General features: G+C 70.5%; 17 protein-coding genes and 1 pseudogene. 8 read left to right on the plus strand and 10 right to left on the minus strand.

Annotated features, from left to right (window positions below; genetic code table 11):
• Nucleotides 1–72: 72 nt before the first annotated feature.
• The 6 genes and pseudogenes from ENC19_RS06435 to ENC19_RS06455 form a co-directional block, all read right to left on the minus strand.
• Nucleotides 73–948 carry a PH domain-containing protein gene (locus ENC19_RS06435; protein ID WP_164446217.1) on the minus strand — a complete coding sequence of 292 codons (876 nt, stop codon included), beginning with the start codon at nt 946–948 and terminating at the stop codon, nt 73–75.
• A 6-nt stretch (nt 949–954) separates the two neighbouring features.
• Entirely contained in the window at nt 955–1,113 is a 159-nt protein-coding gene (locus ENC19_RS29235) for a hypothetical protein (RefSeq protein WP_007455302.1), read from the minus strand.
• A gap of 116 nt (nt 1,114–1,229) precedes the next feature.
• Nucleotides 1,230–1,928, minus strand: a complete 699-nt coding sequence (locus ENC19_RS06440; protein WP_328824164.1) for a DUF6758 family protein — start codon at nt 1,926–1,928, stop codon at nt 1,230–1,232.
• Nucleotides 1,929–2,095: 167 nt separating this feature from the next.
• Nucleotides 2,096–2,719: a TrmH family RNA methyltransferase gene (locus tag ENC19_RS06445; RefSeq protein ID WP_164446219.1), complete on the minus strand. Its 624-nt coding sequence runs from the start codon at nt 2,717–2,719 to the stop codon at nt 2,096–2,098.
• Between the two features lie 220 nt (nt 2,720–2,939).
• Nucleotides 2,940–3,406: pseudogene (locus tag ENC19_RS06450) on the minus strand (hypothetical protein).
• Nucleotides 3,407–3,549: 143 nt separating this feature from the next.
• Complete coding sequence (locus tag ENC19_RS06455; RefSeq protein ID WP_164446220.1) at nt 3,550–4,065, minus strand: MaoC family dehydratase; 516 nt, start codon at nt 4,063–4,065, stop codon at nt 3,550–3,552.
• 589 nt (nt 4,066–4,654) lie between these two features.
• Here ENC19_RS06455 and trxA point away from each other — a divergent pair.
• From trxA to ENC19_RS06470, 3 genes are all read left to right on the plus strand, one after another.
• A complete protein-coding gene (gene trxA / locus ENC19_RS06460; protein ID WP_164446221.1) occupies nt 4,655–5,017 on the plus strand; it encodes a thioredoxin in 363 nt (120 codons plus the stop codon).
• Nucleotides 5,018–5,165: 148 nt separating this feature from the next.
• Nucleotides 5,166–5,606 carry a hypothetical protein gene (locus ENC19_RS06465; protein ID WP_164446222.1) on the plus strand — a complete coding sequence of 147 codons (441 nt, stop codon included), beginning with the start codon at nt 5,166–5,168 and terminating at the stop codon, nt 5,604–5,606.
• Nucleotides 5,603–6,541, plus strand: coding sequence for an HTTM domain-containing protein (locus ENC19_RS06470; RefSeq protein ID WP_235944509.1), 939 nt, complete (start codon nt 5,603–5,605; stop codon nt 6,539–6,541). The genes ENC19_RS06465 and ENC19_RS06470 overlap by 4 nt, the downstream gene beginning before the upstream one ends.
• Before the next feature lie 66 nt (nt 6,542–6,607).
• Here the strand turns inward: ENC19_RS06470 and ENC19_RS06475 are convergent, their stop codons facing one another.
• A complete protein-coding gene (locus tag ENC19_RS06475; RefSeq protein WP_164446223.1) occupies nt 6,608–7,006 on the minus strand; it encodes a thiol-disulfide oxidoreductase DCC family protein in 399 nt (132 codons plus the stop codon).
• Between the two features lie 91 nt (nt 7,007–7,097).
• Between ENC19_RS06475 and ENC19_RS06480 the strand changes: the two genes are divergently transcribed.
• Together ENC19_RS06480 and ENC19_RS06485 are read left to right on the plus strand one after the other, a co-directional pair.
• The gene (locus tag ENC19_RS06480; protein ID WP_164446224.1) at nt 7,098–8,138 is read left to right on the plus strand and encodes an Rv2578c family radical SAM protein; all 1,041 of its coding nucleotides are present in this window, start codon (nt 7,098–7,100) and stop codon (nt 8,136–8,138) included.
• A 42-nt stretch (nt 8,139–8,180) separates the two neighbouring features.
• Nucleotides 8,181–8,588 carry a CoA-binding protein gene (locus ENC19_RS06485; protein WP_164446225.1) on the plus strand — a complete coding sequence of 136 codons (408 nt, stop codon included), beginning with the start codon at nt 8,181–8,183 and terminating at the stop codon, nt 8,586–8,588.
• Between the two features lie 4 nt (nt 8,589–8,592).
• Here the strand turns inward: ENC19_RS06485 and ENC19_RS06490 are convergent, their stop codons facing one another.
• The gene (locus ENC19_RS06490; RefSeq protein ID WP_164446226.1) at nt 8,593–9,789 is read right to left on the minus strand and encodes an acyl-CoA dehydrogenase family protein; all 1,197 of its coding nucleotides are present in this window, start codon (nt 9,787–9,789) and stop codon (nt 8,593–8,595) included.
• 183 nt (nt 9,790–9,972) lie between these two features.
• Here ENC19_RS06490 and ENC19_RS06495 point away from each other — a divergent pair, with 183 nt between their 5' ends.
• A complete protein-coding gene (locus ENC19_RS06495) occupies nt 9,973–10,449 on the plus strand; it encodes a DUF4190 domain-containing protein (RefSeq protein WP_164446227.1) in 477 nt (158 codons plus the stop codon).
• Nucleotides 10,450–10,454: 5 nt separating this feature from the next.
• On the opposite strand, the gene ENC19_RS06500 is transcribed toward ENC19_RS06495, so the two are convergent.
• Nucleotides 10,455–11,360, minus strand: a complete 906-nt coding sequence (locus tag ENC19_RS06500; protein ID WP_164446228.1) for an SDR family NAD(P)-dependent oxidoreductase — start codon at nt 11,358–11,360, stop codon at nt 10,455–10,457.
• A 122-nt stretch (nt 11,361–11,482) separates the two neighbouring features.
• Here ENC19_RS06500 and ENC19_RS06505 point away from each other — a divergent pair, with 122 nt between their 5' ends.
• A complete protein-coding gene (locus ENC19_RS06505; protein WP_164446229.1) occupies nt 11,483–12,028 on the plus strand; it encodes a DUF4190 domain-containing protein in 546 nt (181 codons plus the stop codon).
• A gap of 55 nt (nt 12,029–12,083) precedes the next feature.
• Here the strand turns inward: ENC19_RS06505 and ENC19_RS06510 are convergent, their stop codons facing one another.
• Entirely contained in the window at nt 12,084–13,040 is a 957-nt protein-coding gene (locus ENC19_RS06510; RefSeq protein ID WP_164446230.1) for an HpcH/HpaI aldolase/citrate lyase family protein, read from the minus strand.
• A 112-nt stretch (nt 13,041–13,152) separates the two neighbouring features.
• Here ENC19_RS06510 and ENC19_RS06515 point away from each other — a divergent pair, with 112 nt between their 5' ends.
• A complete protein-coding gene (locus ENC19_RS06515; RefSeq protein WP_164446751.1) occupies nt 13,153–14,004 on the plus strand; it encodes an SDR family NAD(P)-dependent oxidoreductase in 852 nt (283 codons plus the stop codon).
• Nucleotides 14,005–14,022: the final 18 nt, after the last annotated feature.

The following is a 14,022-nucleotide window of genomic DNA, read 5'->3' on the forward strand; positions in this document are numbered from 1 at the left end:
CCTGCCACAGCGGGACCAGCGGGTCGAGGACGGAAGGTGCCGCAATATCTCCGATGTTCGGTCGAGAAAGTTTCAGGCTCCGTCGTCGGCCTTGGCCTCGTCCTGCTCCTTGCCCAACCGGGCCTCGACCGCCTGCGGCTCGTACATCTCCTCGACGACGCGCAGATAGAGCTCGTTGGGGTTGGGCAGGTTCTTGACTTCACGCAGCGCCTGCTCCTGACCGGCGGACTCCAGCACGAAGGTGCCGTAGTTGAGCGCCCGGCCCGCCGGCGACTGTTCGTACTTCATGTCGGTCACCCGGGTCAACGGCATCATCGCCACGTGCCGGGTGATGATGCCGTTGACCACCATGACCCGCTTGTTGGTCAGGATGAAGCGGTCGTACCACCAGTCGGCGACCCGCCACGCCACCCAGCCCATCACCGCGAACCAGAGCAGCACCGCGATCGTGGTGAGCGCGCCGACGTCCTGACCGGCGAGGAAGCCGGAAAGGTAGCCGAGCACGAAGGTCGCTGCGACACCGACGATGATCGGGGTGGCGAGGTGAACCCAGTGCCGCTTCCACTCGCCCCGGTACCGCTCGGTCGGGAACAGGTACCGGGCCACCAACGAGCTGGGCTCGTCCTCCAGCGGCAGCACCCGACGTGGGGTGGCGCCGCTGGCATCGGCGCGCAGGCCGGCCAACTCCTCCTCGGAGATCTCCGGGGGGAGGTAACCGGCCTCCGGATCGCGCACCCAGGCCCGTCCGGACCGGCCTTCGCCGGCGTACCCCGGGCCGTCGCCGTAACCGACGTCGTCGGAGAAGGACGGACCGTCGGAGGGGCGAGGGCCGGCACCGTAGCCCGGCCCGTCGTCGGGATCGATTCGAGGAATCGGCTCTGTGTCGCGTTCCCGGCGGGCCCGGTCGGGATCGTCGGGATCGAAGGGTGGGCCGGAGGGGCTTCCCATCGGAGGCTAGGCGACCAGTGAGGTGAAGAAGTCGCCGAAGCCCTGGGCGATGTCCATGATGCCGCCGCCCAGCGACTTGAACACGTCCGCGGCGGAATTTGGCCGGTAGGCGACAAAGAAGATCAAGAATGCGATTCCGGCCCAGGTGAGGACCTTCTTGACCATGGCGGGCCATCCTCTCGCGCGGCGCCGGGTCCCATTACCGCAGCGGCACCCAGAGTATCAGCGTGGTGTCTTACCGTGAATATCTGCGTCCGTTCTCCGACATTCCGGGAGACTTGTCAAGCCTTCCCGTGCAGGTACGGAGATGGAGCGCCGTACACGAGCTCGGACGGCGTCCACTCGACCAGGTCGTGCAGCAGCACGTCCTCGGCGAGCAGATGCCCCGCACTCGCCGGCCAGGCTATCGCATAGAGCCACATTCCCCGAGCCTCGCCGGCGTACGCGCTTCGATCTGGTAGCGAGTTCACCAGCCACAGTGGAGTCGGGTGACCGGCCACCCTGATCCCGGCGCGTCCGACATGGCCGGGATGCCCCGGGCCGGGGTCGGTCAGCGCCTCGACCAGTTCCGGTCCGGCGTCCGGCCCGGGCACTCCGGCGTATCGCGTACCCAGCCCCACGCCGGGCTCCTCGGCTACGAAGACCAGATCCGCCGGGCCACCACCCAACGGCGCCGGCCCGGCGCAGGCGACCACCGTGGCCCGCACTCCGAGCCGATCGTCGCCGGCCCACGCCACGCCGGTCGTGGTCCAGCCCGGCGGCAGCGGCCACGGACACCACAGCGGAACCGCCGGCTGCTGCGGCTGGGCGGCGGCCCGGATGTGGTCGACCACGCTGGCCACGATCTCCGCGCCGATGTGCTCGGGCACGCGCAGGGGCGCGACCGGCCCGCAGTCGGGGCAGCGGGATTCCGGATGCATCAGATCCGGTGGCCGGACCGACCCCCCACATCTGGGACAACTCACCGCAACCGTCACCACTCCACCGTCACCCCCCAACCGCCCCCCGTCAACCCCACTCCCCCGATTCCCCCACCCCACCACCCGTCCCCACCCGCGTCCCCCACCCGAGCGATCATGAAGTTGTCATCTCGCTCCTCGGCGTGTCGCGACAACAACTTCATGGTCAACAGCAGTGGAGGGTGGGGTCAGGTCGGGGGTGGGCCGGCGTGGGCGCGGATCCAGGCGTGCATGGCGATGCCGCTCGCCACCCCGGCGTTGATCGAGCGCGTCGAGCCGTACTGGGCGATCGAGAAGACCTGGTCGCACGCGGAACGGGCGGCCTCGGAGAGCCCCGGACCCTCCTGACCGAACAACAGGACGCACCGCCGGGGCAGCGTGCTGGTCTCCAGTGGCCGGCAGCCGGGCAGGTTGTCGATGCCGACCAACGGCAGGTCGTGCTCCGCCGCCCAGGCGATCAACTGATCGATCGTCTCGTGGTGGCGTACGTGCTGGTAGCGGTCGGTGACCATCGCGCCGCGGCGGTTCCAGCGCCGCCGGCCCACGATGTGCACCTCGGCCGCGAGGAACGCGTTGGCGTTGCGGACCACCGTGCCGATGTTGAGATCGTGCTGCCAGTTCTCGATCGCCACGTGGAAGTCGTGCCGCCGCCGGTCCAGATCGGCGACGACGGCCTCGCGTCGCCAGTAGCGATAGCGGTCGACCACGTTGCGCCGATCCCCCGCGGCGAGCAGTTCCGGGTCGTAGCGGGGATCCTCCGGCGGGTCGCCGGGCCAGGGGCCAACGCCGACGTCGAGCTGCTCACCGGTCACGGTCACGCAGGTTACGCCCCGCCGCCCGGAGCACCACCCACCGCCCGGAGCACCGGGAGCCACGCGGACCGCCCGCACGCCGGCGGCCGACCGCCGTCACCGTCGAGCGCCCCGATCACCGCACCGCTCAGCGCGGGCATGGGCCCGCCGGCCGGGGCACGGCGAGGGCGGCGGTCACCGCACGGCGAGGGCGGCGGTCACCGCACGGCGAGGGCGGCGGTCACCGCAGGGCGAGGGCGGCGCCGAGCCGGTCGAGGAATCGACGGTCGGCGGGCGCCAGCACGCCGCCGGGCACCGCCGAGGACGCGGTACGACAGACGCGGGCGGCCACCGACTGCACCCACTGTCGGTAGGCGGCCGAGTCGGCGGATCGGCGTGCCGAGCCAGTACCCGCACGACGGCCCGGCAGGCGGCGAGTACGTCCACCAGCTCGGTGAGCGGTGCCGCCGGCCGGGACGGCCCGTCATGCCGGGCGTAGATCGCGGCCACCACCGCCCGGACCAGATCGCTGTCGAAGGCTCGGCCGGCCGCCACCGCGTCCAGTCCGGCCAGGCCCGCCGCCACGCTCCGGGGCGGACGCCCCGGGCCGGGTTGGGCGGCGGCCACGATCACCCGGCCAGGCAGACCGGTCAGCAGGTCCCACTCGGTGGCGGAATAGGCGGTGGCGGTGGTGATTCGCTCGCTCATGGCGGGACCTCCGGCGCCAGCATATTCGCCCGGGACGAATACCGAACCCCTACGGCGGGAACCCGCCGTGGCGTGCCACCGCCTCCCCATCGGCTGCGGTCGACCGGCCGCGACGGGTCCGGGCTCGGGACGTCACCACTAGGTCAGCGTGGTTCGGGAAAGCTGGGCCGCTCGGGGTCGACGCCGTCGGGCACGGCTGCCGCCGCGTACTCCCGTTTGGGGACCATCACCTTGCGCCGGAAGACGCAGACCAGCGTGCCGTCCTGGTTGTACCCGCGAGTCTCCACCGCCACCACGCCACGATCCGGCTTGGAGGCGGACTCCCGCTTGTCCAGCACGGTGGTCTCGCCATAGATCGTGTCGCCGTGGAAGGTGGGTGCGACGTGCCGCAGCGACTCGATCTCCAGGTTCGCGATGGCCTTGCCACTGACGTCGGGCACCGACATGCCGAGCAGGAGCGAGTAGATGTAGTTGCCGACCACGACGTTGCGCCTGAACTGACTCGCGGTCTCGGCGTAGTGCGCGTCCAGATGCAGCGGATGATGGTTCATGGTGAGCAGGCAGAACAGGTGGTCGTCGTACTCGGTGACCGTCTTGCCCGGCCAGTGCCGGTAGACCGCGCCGACCTCGAACTCCTCGTAGTAGCGGCCGAACTGCATCCTGGTCTCCCTCGACGGAGGCGGCGAAGTTCGGCACAGCATGCCTTATCGAGGGTTAAGGAGAAGCGGGGGGCGCGACGGGCGGCGGAATGTCACACCAGCCGAGACCGATCAGCACCGGAGCGGCTGGGGTCCGGCGCGGCTGGACCGAGGCCGGACGCAATGAGCGGCGGGGCCCTCCCCGGCACCCGCCGCCCACGCTCTGATGCTTCAAGATTCTGCCGTACGCCAGTCCGGTCGCACAGAGACCGAGGTCACATTTATCTTTTTGTTACATTACTCTGAGTAACAGATCATCGGTCAAAAAGCGATCTCCGCAGGTCGAATCACTGCTAGTCAGCGCCGAAGTTACCGCTTCGTACCCGGTCAGAGCGTTGATCTCAGTGGAAACGCTCCCATTACGGGCGGTCACGCAAATGCGACATGCATGTGCGATCTGCGGACGCCGCCGAAGACCGACGGCGATCGATGCGGACAAAGGCCCCATCCGTACTGCGACCAGGGTTACGGTGGCACCACGACGGGAATGCGAAGGGGTACGCCCGGGTTCCACCAGACGTAGCTGTTCCGCGTGATCGGAGAGACTCACATGGCAACCGTCGAGCTGACCACGGCTAACTTCGACCAGGTGACCGAAGGCGACGGCATCGTGCTGGTCGACTTCTGGGCCGACTGGTGCGGTCCCTGCAAGCGGTTCGCTCCGGTCTACGAGCGATCGTCGGACAAGCACGCGGACATCACCTTCGGCAAGGTGGACACGGAGGCGCAGCAGGAAATCGCCGCCAAGTTCGACATCCGGTCCATCCCGACCATCATGGCGATCCGCGACGGCGTGATCGTCTTCGCCCAGCCGGGCGCGCTTCCGGAGTCGGCTCTGGAGAACCTCATCGAGCAGGTTCAGGCGCTCGACATGGACGACGTGCGCAAGAAGCTCGCCGAGCACAAGCACTGATCTCATCTCGGCACGCTGGCCGGGCCCCCGATCGGGCCCGGCCAGCGGCGTCTGCGCACCCATCCGCTCACCGGGCCCGTCACAGCTGGGACACGGCCCGCCGATCAGGCCACTGCAACGCACGCCGGTGCCGTATCTTCGGCATCCGATGGATGCGTTGACGAGCCGCGGCCGTACGGTCCGGGTGGCGGTGACGGCACTCGGGCTCGCCGTCCTGCTCGCCGGCACGGCCTGGGGCGCCGACGACCACTTCCCGTTCGGCCCCTTCCGGATGTACTCCACCTCCGATCCGGCCGACGCGGACGCACCGGACACCCGGGTGGAAGGGGTCGACCGCAACGGCGATCTCGTCGACCTGGGCGAGGCGGCGACCGGCATCCGCCGGGCCGAGATCGAGGGCCAGCAGAGTCGGTACGTCGCCGACCCCAGCCGGTTGCGCGAGGTCGCCGAGGCGTACGGCCGACGCCACCCCGACGCACCGGAACTGGCCGAGGTCCGGATCGTGATCCGGTGGCACGACGTCACCGACCGCCGACCCACCGGCCGGTGGCTCGACGAGACCGTCGTCCGCTGGCAGGTCACCCCATGAGCCGCTGGCTCACCGAGGCGGTGCCGCGCGGTCGCGTCGCCGCGTTCCGTACGCTTGTCTACCTGTTCGTCGCCGCCGACCTGGTCGTCTTCACCCCCTGGGTACGCGACCGCGTCGACGTACCCGGCAACCTCTACCAACCGCTGTTCGTCGGGCGCGTACTGCCGCTACCCACTCCCACCGCGACGCTGGTGAGCGTGATCTTCTGGGCCCTGCTGCTGCTGGCCCTGCTCGCCGCGACCGGACGCGCTCACCGGCTGCTCGGCTGGACGGTCTTCGCGCTCTACCTGGAGTGGATGATCATCGCGATGAGCTACGGCAAGGTGGACCACGACCGGTTCGCTCTGCTCGTCGCACTGGCCGTGCTGCCCACCGCCGGCCGCGCCCGGCACGGCGACCCGACCAGGACGGAGGCCGGCGGTTGGGCGCTGCGGGTCACCCAGATCTCGGTGATCTGCACCTACTTCCTGGCCGCCTGGGCCAAGTTCCGTTTCGGCGGCCTGGACTGGGCCACCGGCTCGGTGCTCGCGAAGGCGATCATCCGACGTGGCACCGACCTGGCGGACCTGATCGCGCAGGTGCCCCACCTGCTGCTCGTCGCCCAGTTCGGCATCCTCGCCTTCGAACTGCTCAGCCCGCTGGTCTTCGTGCTGCCCGAGCGCTGGCGGCTGGCCATGGTCGGCTTCTTCTACTCGTTCCACCTGGTGACGATCGCGACGATCACCATCTCCTTCGCGCCGCACCTGGTCGCCATGACCAGCTTCCTGCCGCTGGAGAAGGTCCGCCCGGTCGTCGCGATGCGACGGCTCCTGGCCCGCGGGTCCAGGCCCGATCAGCGAGGACTCGACGCGGATCCACTGTCGGCCGCCACCGCCGCTTCTGCGAAGACACGACGTGGTGGCCGCGAGCCGGTGCCGGACCCGACAGCGCCCTGACCGGTCCCCGATCCGTGCTCGGCACGAGAACAGGGCCGACAGCGGGCGGTCCGTCCTGGCGAGGTGTCAGCCGCTGGAGGGGCCGTAGAGGCGGTCCCGGGTCTCCTGGGGCAACGAGCAGGCGGCCGTACCGCCGGGCATCCGGTGCCGGTTACGGGCCACCCAGCGGTACACGGGCCAGGCGACGGCGCGTACCGGTGGGATCCGCAGCCCGGCTCCGGCGATCCGCCACCCACGTCCGCTGCTGGCGAGCAGCGCGGCGATGGCGTCCGGGCCCGCGGCCCGGCTGCCGTCGGCGCCGACCCACTGCACCGCCTCCTCGCACTCCGCCTCGGTCAGGCCGAGCCGGTCGAGGTCGGCGAACTGCCAGGGCACGACACGGGCACCGGTCGGGATGCGGCGCTCGATGAACTCCGCGCAGCGGGTGCAGAAGGCGCAGTCCCCGTCGTAGACGAAGGTCGACATGCCTTCATCCTCCCCCCACACCGACCGACCCACACGCGGGTGTCCGGCGAGTCACTTGCACGCCACTAGGACATGTGTTCGAATACTGGCCATGCGCTGGGAGAACCTGACCGCTCCCCCGGTCGAGGGAGATCCCGGACGGGCAGCGCCAGCGACGCCACCCCTGCCGCTGGCGCTGCCCGATGCGGTCGTCCGCACCTTCGACACCCCCGAATTCGCCGGCATGACCTTCTACGAGGTGCGCGCCAAGTCGATCCTCAACAAGGTTCCGGGCACGTCCCGCGTCCCGTTCGAGTGGACCGTCAACCCGTACCGGGGATGCAGTCATGCCTGTTTTTACTGCTTTGCCCGAAATACCCACACCTACCTTGACTTCGACGCGGGGGCGGACTTCGACAGCCAGGTGGTCGTCAAGGTCAACGCGGGTGAGCTGCTGCGTCGTGAGCTGGCCGCGCCGCGCTGGCGCGGGGCGCACGTGGCGATGGGCACGAACGTCGACTGCTACCAGCGGGCCGAGGGGCGTTACCGGCTCATGCCGCCGATCATCGAGGCGCTGCGCGACTTCGCCAACCCGTTCTCGATCCTGACCAAGGGCACGCTGATCCAGCGTGACCTGCCGCTGCTGCGACAGGCGGCCGAGGTCACCCGGGTGTCCGTCGCCTTCTCGGTCGGCTTCCTCGACGAGGGGCTGTGGCGCTCGGTCGAGCCCGGCACGCCGAGCCCGCGCCGCCGGCTCGACGCGGTACGCCGGTTCGCCGACGCCGGCTTCGAGGTGGGTGTGCTGATGGCGCCGATCCTGCCCGGCCTCTCCGACTCGGACGAGTCGATCGAGGCCACCGTGGCGGCGATCGCCAACGCCGGTGCCGCCAGCGTGACGCCGCTACCGCTGCACCTGCGCCCCGGCGCCCGCGAGTGGTACGCGCAGTGGCTCGGGCGGGAACATCCCCGGTTGGTGCCGCGCTATCGGGAGCTGTTCGGCGCGGGCGCGTACGCGCCGCAGTCCTACCAGCGGGAATTGACCGCACGGGTCCGCATCGCCGCCCGCCGGCACGGACTGATCCGGTCCGGAGCCGGCGAGCACCGTGCTGCGCCGCAACCAGCACCAGCGCCGGAACAGCTGAGCCTGCTCTGAACGGACCGGGCGGGCTGACGGCGGCGCGGCTACAGTCGTCGAATGCGTTCCGCCCAGCAGATCCTCGCCGACGCCCAGGTGATCGCCGTCGTGGGCGCGTCCCGCGATCCGTTCAAGGCTGCTCACCGCGTACCGCTGGAGATGCAGCGGCACGGCTGGCGCATCATCCCGGTCAACCCGACCGCCGACGAACTCTTCGGCGAGCCGGTGTACCGGACCCTGGCCGACATCCCGCACCCGGTGGACCTGGTCGACATCTTCCGGCCGGCCGACGACGCCGTGGAGGTGGTGCGGCAGGCGGTGGGGATCGGCGCCCCGGCGGTGTGGTTGCAGCTCGGCATCGTGTCTCCGCAGGCCCGACGGATCGCCGAGGAGGCCGGCATCGACTACGTGGAGGACCGCTGCCTGATCGTGGAGCGGGCCGCCGCCGGGCTGACCCGACGGAGCTGACTGCTCAGAGCTTGTAGTCGCGGAGCAGGCCGCGGGAGATGATGGTCTTCTGGATCTCCGAGGTGCCCTCGCCGATCAGCAGGAACGGCGCCTCCCGCATCAGCCGCTCGATCTCGTACTCCTTGGAGTAGCCGTAGCCGCCGTGGATGCGGAACGCCTCCTGGACGACCTCGGCGCAGTACTCCGAGGCGAGCAGCTTCGCCATCCCCGCCTCGACGTCGTTGCGCTGGCCGGCGTCCTTGAGCCGGGCCGCGTTGACCATCAGGGCGTGCGCCGCCTCGATCTTCGTACCCATCTCGGCCAGCTTGAAGGCGATGGCCTGGTGCTTCGCCAGCGGCTGGCCGAAGGTCCGGCGCTGCTGGGCGTACCCGACGGCCAGCTCGAAGGCCCGGATGGAGATGCCGCAGGCGCGGGCGGCGACGTTGACCCGACCGACCTCGATGCCGTCCATCATCTGGTAGAAACCCCGACCCACCTGGTCGGCCCCGCCGAGGACGGCACTGTCGGGGACGGTGACGCCGTCGAGCACCATCTCGGTGGTCTCGACGCCCTTGTAGCCCATCTTGTCGATCTTGCCGGGGATGGTCAGGCCCGGGGCGGTCTCACCGAAGCCGGGTTCCTTCTCCAGCAGGAAGGTGCTCATGTTGCCGTAGACCGAGTCGGCGCCGGTCTCGGTCCGGACCAGGGTGGCCACCACCGACGAGTACGCGCCGTTGGTGAGCCACATCTTCTGGCCGTCGATGACGAACCGGTCGCCGTCGCGGACGGCCTTCGACTTGATCGCCGAGACGTCGGAGCCGCACTCCGGTTCCGACATCGAGAAGGCACCGCGCACCTCGCCGGTGGCCATCCTCGGCAGCAGCCGGGCCCGCTGTTCGGCGGAGCCGTGCTGGGAGATCAGGTACGCCACGATGAAGTGCGTGTTCACGATGCCGGAGATCGACATCCAGCCCCGGGAGAGTTCCTCCACCACCAGGGCGTAGGTCAGCAGGGACTCGCCGAGGCCACCGTGCTCCTCGGCGATGGTGAGACCGAACAGGCCCATCTCCTTCATCCCGTCGAGGATGTCGGCCGGGTACTCGTCGGCGTGCTCCAGGCGCTGCGCGTGCGGGATGATCTCCTTGTCCGCGAATTCCCGGACGGTCTCCAGGATCGCCCGCTGCTCGTCGGTCAGGCCGGGCGTCTGGGCGAGTCGAGCCATCTCAGCCTCCGGGGATTCAGCGCCTACTCACTGGTAACTAAACGCTCGATCAGTATCGGTCGCCCGACCCGGGGGGCCAAGGTGACCAGTCCACCCAACCGCTGTGAAAAGGTTCACCGCTGCGGGTAGCGTCCCGCAATGAGGGCCCCGCGACCAGGGACGTTGGGACCGTAGGAGGAGAGCGTGGGCCAACCACCGGAGCCGGACCAGCCACCGTCGCCCTACGAGCCACCCCCGGGTGGGCAGCAGCCGCAGTACGGCCAGCCGTACGGACAGCAGCAGGGCGAGCAGCCGGCGTACGGGCAGCCGTCGTACGAGCACCCGGGCCAGCCGCCGCACGGCCAGCAGTGGGCTCAGCAACCCCCGTACGCCCCACAGGTGCCCTACGGGCAGTACGGGCCACCGGCCGGCCAGGGCGGCGGGCGCGGCACCAACGTGCTGGCCATCCTCTCGCTGGTCTTCGCGTTCGTCTTCGCTCCCGTCGGCATCGCCCTCGGTCACCTGGCCAAGCGGCAACTGCGCACCAGCGGCGAGGACGGCGAGCAGCTCGCCACCTGGGGCCTGATCCTCAGCTACATCTTCACCGGCCTGCTCCTGCTGGCCTGCTGCGGCTGGCTGGCCCTGGCGATCTGGGCCGGCTCCGACGGCACCAGCACCTGAGCCCGTCAGCGGAACTGGGCCTCCCGGACGCTGTTGCCGCCGTCGACCACCAACATCTGCCCGGTGATGTACGACGCGGCCGGCGAGCAGAGGAACGTGATCGCCGCGGCCACCTCGTCGGGCGTGCCGGGACGCCCCACCGGCGTACCCAGACCCTGCTTGATCTCGGCCATGGTCGAGGCGGCGGTGTAGATGGTGCCCGGAGCCACCGCATTGACCGTCACCCCGTCGGCGATCATCTCCATGGCCAGCGCCCGGGTCAGGCCCACCACGCCCGCCTTGGCCGCCGCGTACGCCGCCTCGGTGGGCAGCGCGTTGACCGGACCGGCGGTGGCGGCCAGATTCACGATCCGACCCCAACCGCGCTCGGCCATGCCGCCGATGAACGCCCGGCTGCACAGGAAGGCGGTGGTCAGGTTCCGGTCGATCTCGCCCCGCCACTCGTCGTAGCTGAGCTGCGCCACCGGGCGCAGCACCTCCGGGCTGGCCCGGCTGGCCAGACCCGCGTTGTTGACCAGCACCTCGACGTCGCCGAGCTGCTCGGCCACGGCGTCGGCCAGCGCGCCCACCTCCGACTCGTCGGTGAGGTCGGCGACGAAACCGGTCACCCCGAGTTCGCTGGCCCGCTCGTGGATGCGCCGGGTGGTCGACACGATCGCCACCCGGGCGCCCAGGTCGGACAGTCGGCGAGCGGTGGCGTACCCGATGCCGTCCGGGCTGCCCGCCCCCGTCACCAGCGCGACCTTGCCGTCCAACCGCATGGTCACCGGCTCGGGCAGTGACGCCGGTGCGTCCTGGTCGCCGGGCTCCGGTGCGGTGGCAGGGCGTGGCCGCCGGCTCAGGCCCGGCCGGCTGACGTCCCGTCTCGGTCTGTTGCCGGAGCGGTCCGCCGCGCGCGCGTCAATCCCCATGCCGAGATCCTGCCCTTTCCCGCCACTGTCGGGCAACGCGCACCCGATGCCGGGCGCGTCGCGAGGTGCGCGGCAATGACTACCCTGACTGCGCCACATCATCGCGACGGAAGAGAAGCCCGATGACGCAACCCCCGCCGGCCGGCGGCTGGCCCGACCCCGCATCGACCGGCCAGCCGTCCAGCCCGCCCGCCGACCCGACGCTGCCGGTCAGCTCGCAGCCGGCTGTTCCACCGCAGCCGTCCGGATACGATCCGTATCAACCGCCGGTCGACCCGTACGCCGGGATGAAGTCGGACCCGGCCGCCGCGCCGTATCCGCCGGCCGGTTACCCGCCGGCCCAGCCCGCCGGTTACCCGCCGTCCCCGCCCGGCTACGGCTACCCCCCGCCCGGGTACGGCTACCCGCAGCAGAAGACGAACTCGATGGCGATCGTCGCCCTGGTCCTCTCCCTGATCGGGATCGGCTCGTGCATCACCGCCCCGGTCGGCGCCATCATGGGGCACGTGGCCATGCGCCAGATCCGGGAGACCGGCGAGGGCGGCGAGGGGATGGCCAAGGCCGCCATCATCGTCGGTTGGATCCTCACCGGCCTGCTCGCCCTGGTGATCATCGGTTACGCCATCGCGATCGCCTTCGCGATCGCCAACTCGTCCTCCACCACCTGACCGGCGAACGCCCGCCCCGGCCGAGGTCGGGGCGGGCGCGGGGTGATCGCTGCGGCTACTCGGCCGGCGGGTCGAACGTCGAGGTGCGGGTCAGGCCGGCGGCCCGGCCCTTGGCGGCGATCACCAGCGCCATCTTGCGGGACGCCTCGTCGATCATCTCGTCGCCGAGCATCACCGCACCCAGCCGGCCACCGGCCTCCGAGGTGTAGTGCTGGTACGCGTCGAGGATCAGTTCGGCGTGGTCGTAGTCGGCCTGGGCCGGGGAGTAGACCTCGTTCGCGGCATCGATCTGCCCGGGATGCAGCACCCACTTGCCGTCGAAGCCGAGCGCCGCCGACCGCTTCGCCACCTCGCGGAACCCGTCGGTGTCCCGGATCTGCAGGAACGGGCCGTCGATGGCCTGCTTGTCGTGCATCCGGGCGGCCATCAGGATGCGCATCAGGATGTAGTGGTAAGGGTCGCCCGGGTAGTCGGGGATGAGGGCGCCGACCACCAGCGACCTCATGTTGATCGAGGCCATGAAGTCGGCCGGACCGAAGATGATCGTCTCGACGCGGGGCGACGCGGCGGCGATGGCGTCGACGTTGACCAGCCCGGCGGCGTTCTCGATCTGCGCCTCGATGCCGATCCGGCCCGCCTCCAGGCCGAGGGTCTTCTCCAGTTGGGTGAGGGTCAGGTCCAGCCACTGCACCTGCGCCGCGTCCTGCACCTTCGGCAGCATCACGCAGTCGAGGTTGGCCCCCGCGCCCTCCACCACGTCGATGACGTCCCGGTAGGTCCACGGGGTGGTGAGGTCGTTGACCCGGACGACCCGGGTCTTGCCGGCCCAGTCACCCTCGTTCAGCGCGGCCACGATGTTCTTGCGGGCGTCCGGCTTGGCCAGTGGGGCGACCGCGTCCTCCAGGTCGAGGAAGACCTGGTCGGCGGGCAGGCCCTGGGCCTTGCCGAGCATCTTGACGCTCGATCCGGGCACGGCCAGACAGGACCGGCGGGGACGCCCGACAACCGCCATCGACGGCGCTCCTTCCAAGGCACGGCCACAGCGCCGTCCCTGACTCGACGATCTTCCAAAGGTGCTTGTGACGCCACGGTAACCTCGTGCCGTGACCGCGGTGAATGGACCTGTGGAAGATGTCACTGACCGTCGACTGGTCGTGATCACCGGGGCCAGCTCCGGCATCGGATTGGCCGCCGCCACCAAGCTGGCCTGCCGGGGCGACCGGGTGGTCCTGGTCGGCCGGGACCCGGCCCGACTGCGAGCCGCCGCGGACGAGGTACGCGAGGCGTCCGGGGAGCGGCCCGAGGTGTTCCGTGCCGATTTCGCCGCCCTCGACGACGTCCGGCAGTTGGCCGAGCGGCTGCGCGCCGCGTACGACCGGATCGACGTGCTGGCCAACAACGCCGGCGCGATCGTGCTCCAGCCGGTCACCACCGTCGACGGTTTCGAGCTGTCCGTCCAGGCCAACCACCTGGCGCCCTTCCTGCTCAGCAACCTGCTGGCCGACCGGGTACGCCGCATGGTGGTGACCGCCTCCGGCGCGCACCGCAGCGGCACCCTCGATCCGGACGACCTCAACGCGCCGCTGCGCCGTTACCGACCGATGTCCGCGTACGGCACCAGCAAGCAGGCGAACATCCTGTTCACCGCGGAGGCGGCCCGGAGGTGGCCGCAGGTCGACTCGTACTGCTTCCATCCCGGGGTGGTGCGGACCCGGTTCGGCAACGAGAGTCGGGTGGTCGCCCTGGGCATGCGTCTGCTGCCGTTCCGCAGCCCGGCCAAGGGCGCCCAGACGCTGGTCTGGCTCGCCAACCAGGACCGCTCCCGGTTGACAAGCGGTGGTTACTACTTCGACTGCCGGCCACGCCGCCCGTGGCCCAAGGCGGCCGACCCGCGGCTCGCGGCGCGACTCTGGTCGGCCAGCGCCGCGGCGGTGGGGATCCCGGACAGGCCGAGCCACCCGGGGCGCCCGGCCTGAGGTCGCATCGGGCGGGCA

The sequence above is a fragment of the Verrucosispora sioxanthis genome (assembly GCF_010560025.1).
Lineage (GTDB): Bacteria > Actinomycetota > Actinomycetes > Mycobacteriales > Micromonosporaceae > Micromonospora > Micromonospora palythoicola.

Coding starts and splice junctions, on each gene's coding strand:
- ENC19_RS06505 (WP_164446229.1), top strand. CDS start 11,483: ATGACGCAACCCCCGCCGGCCGGCGGCTGGCCCGACCCCGCATCGACC.
- ENC19_RS06475 (WP_164446223.1), bottom strand. CDS start 7,006: ATGTCGACCTTCGTCTACGACGGGGACTGCGCCTTCTGCACCCGCTGC.
- ENC19_RS06510 (WP_164446230.1), bottom strand. CDS start 13,040: ATGGCGGTTGTCGGGCGTCCCCGCCGGTCCTGTCTGGCCGTGCCCGGA.
- ENC19_RS06485 (WP_164446225.1), top strand. CDS start 8,181: ATGCGTTCCGCCCAGCAGATCCTCGCCGACGCCCAGGTGATCGCCGTC.
- ENC19_RS06480 (WP_164446224.1), top strand. CDS start 7,098: ATGCGCTGGGAGAACCTGACCGCTCCCCCGGTCGAGGGAGATCCCGGA.
- ENC19_RS06490 (WP_164446226.1), bottom strand. CDS start 9,789: ATGGCTCGACTCGCCCAGACGCCCGGCCTGACCGACGAGCAGCGGGCG.
- ENC19_RS06500 (WP_164446228.1), bottom strand. CDS start 11,360: ATGGGGATTGACGCGCGCGCGGCGGACCGCTCCGGCAACAGACCGAGA.
- trxA (WP_164446221.1), top strand. CDS start 4,655: ATGGCAACCGTCGAGCTGACCACGGCTAACTTCGACCAGGTGACCGAA.
- ENC19_RS06455 (WP_164446220.1), bottom strand. CDS start 4,065: ATGCAGTTCGGCCGCTACTACGAGGAGTTCGAGGTCGGCGCGGTCTAC.
- ENC19_RS06435 (WP_164446217.1), bottom strand. CDS start 948: ATGGGAAGCCCCTCCGGCCCACCCTTCGATCCCGACGATCCCGACCGG.
- ENC19_RS29235 (WP_007455302.1), bottom strand. CDS start 1,113: ATGGTCAAGAAGGTCCTCACCTGGGCCGGAATCGCATTCTTGATCTTC.
- ENC19_RS06470 (WP_235944509.1), top strand. CDS start 5,603: ATGAGCCGCTGGCTCACCGAGGCGGTGCCGCGCGGTCGCGTCGCCGCG.
- ENC19_RS06465 (WP_164446222.1), top strand. CDS start 5,166: ATGGATGCGTTGACGAGCCGCGGCCGTACGGTCCGGGTGGCGGTGACG.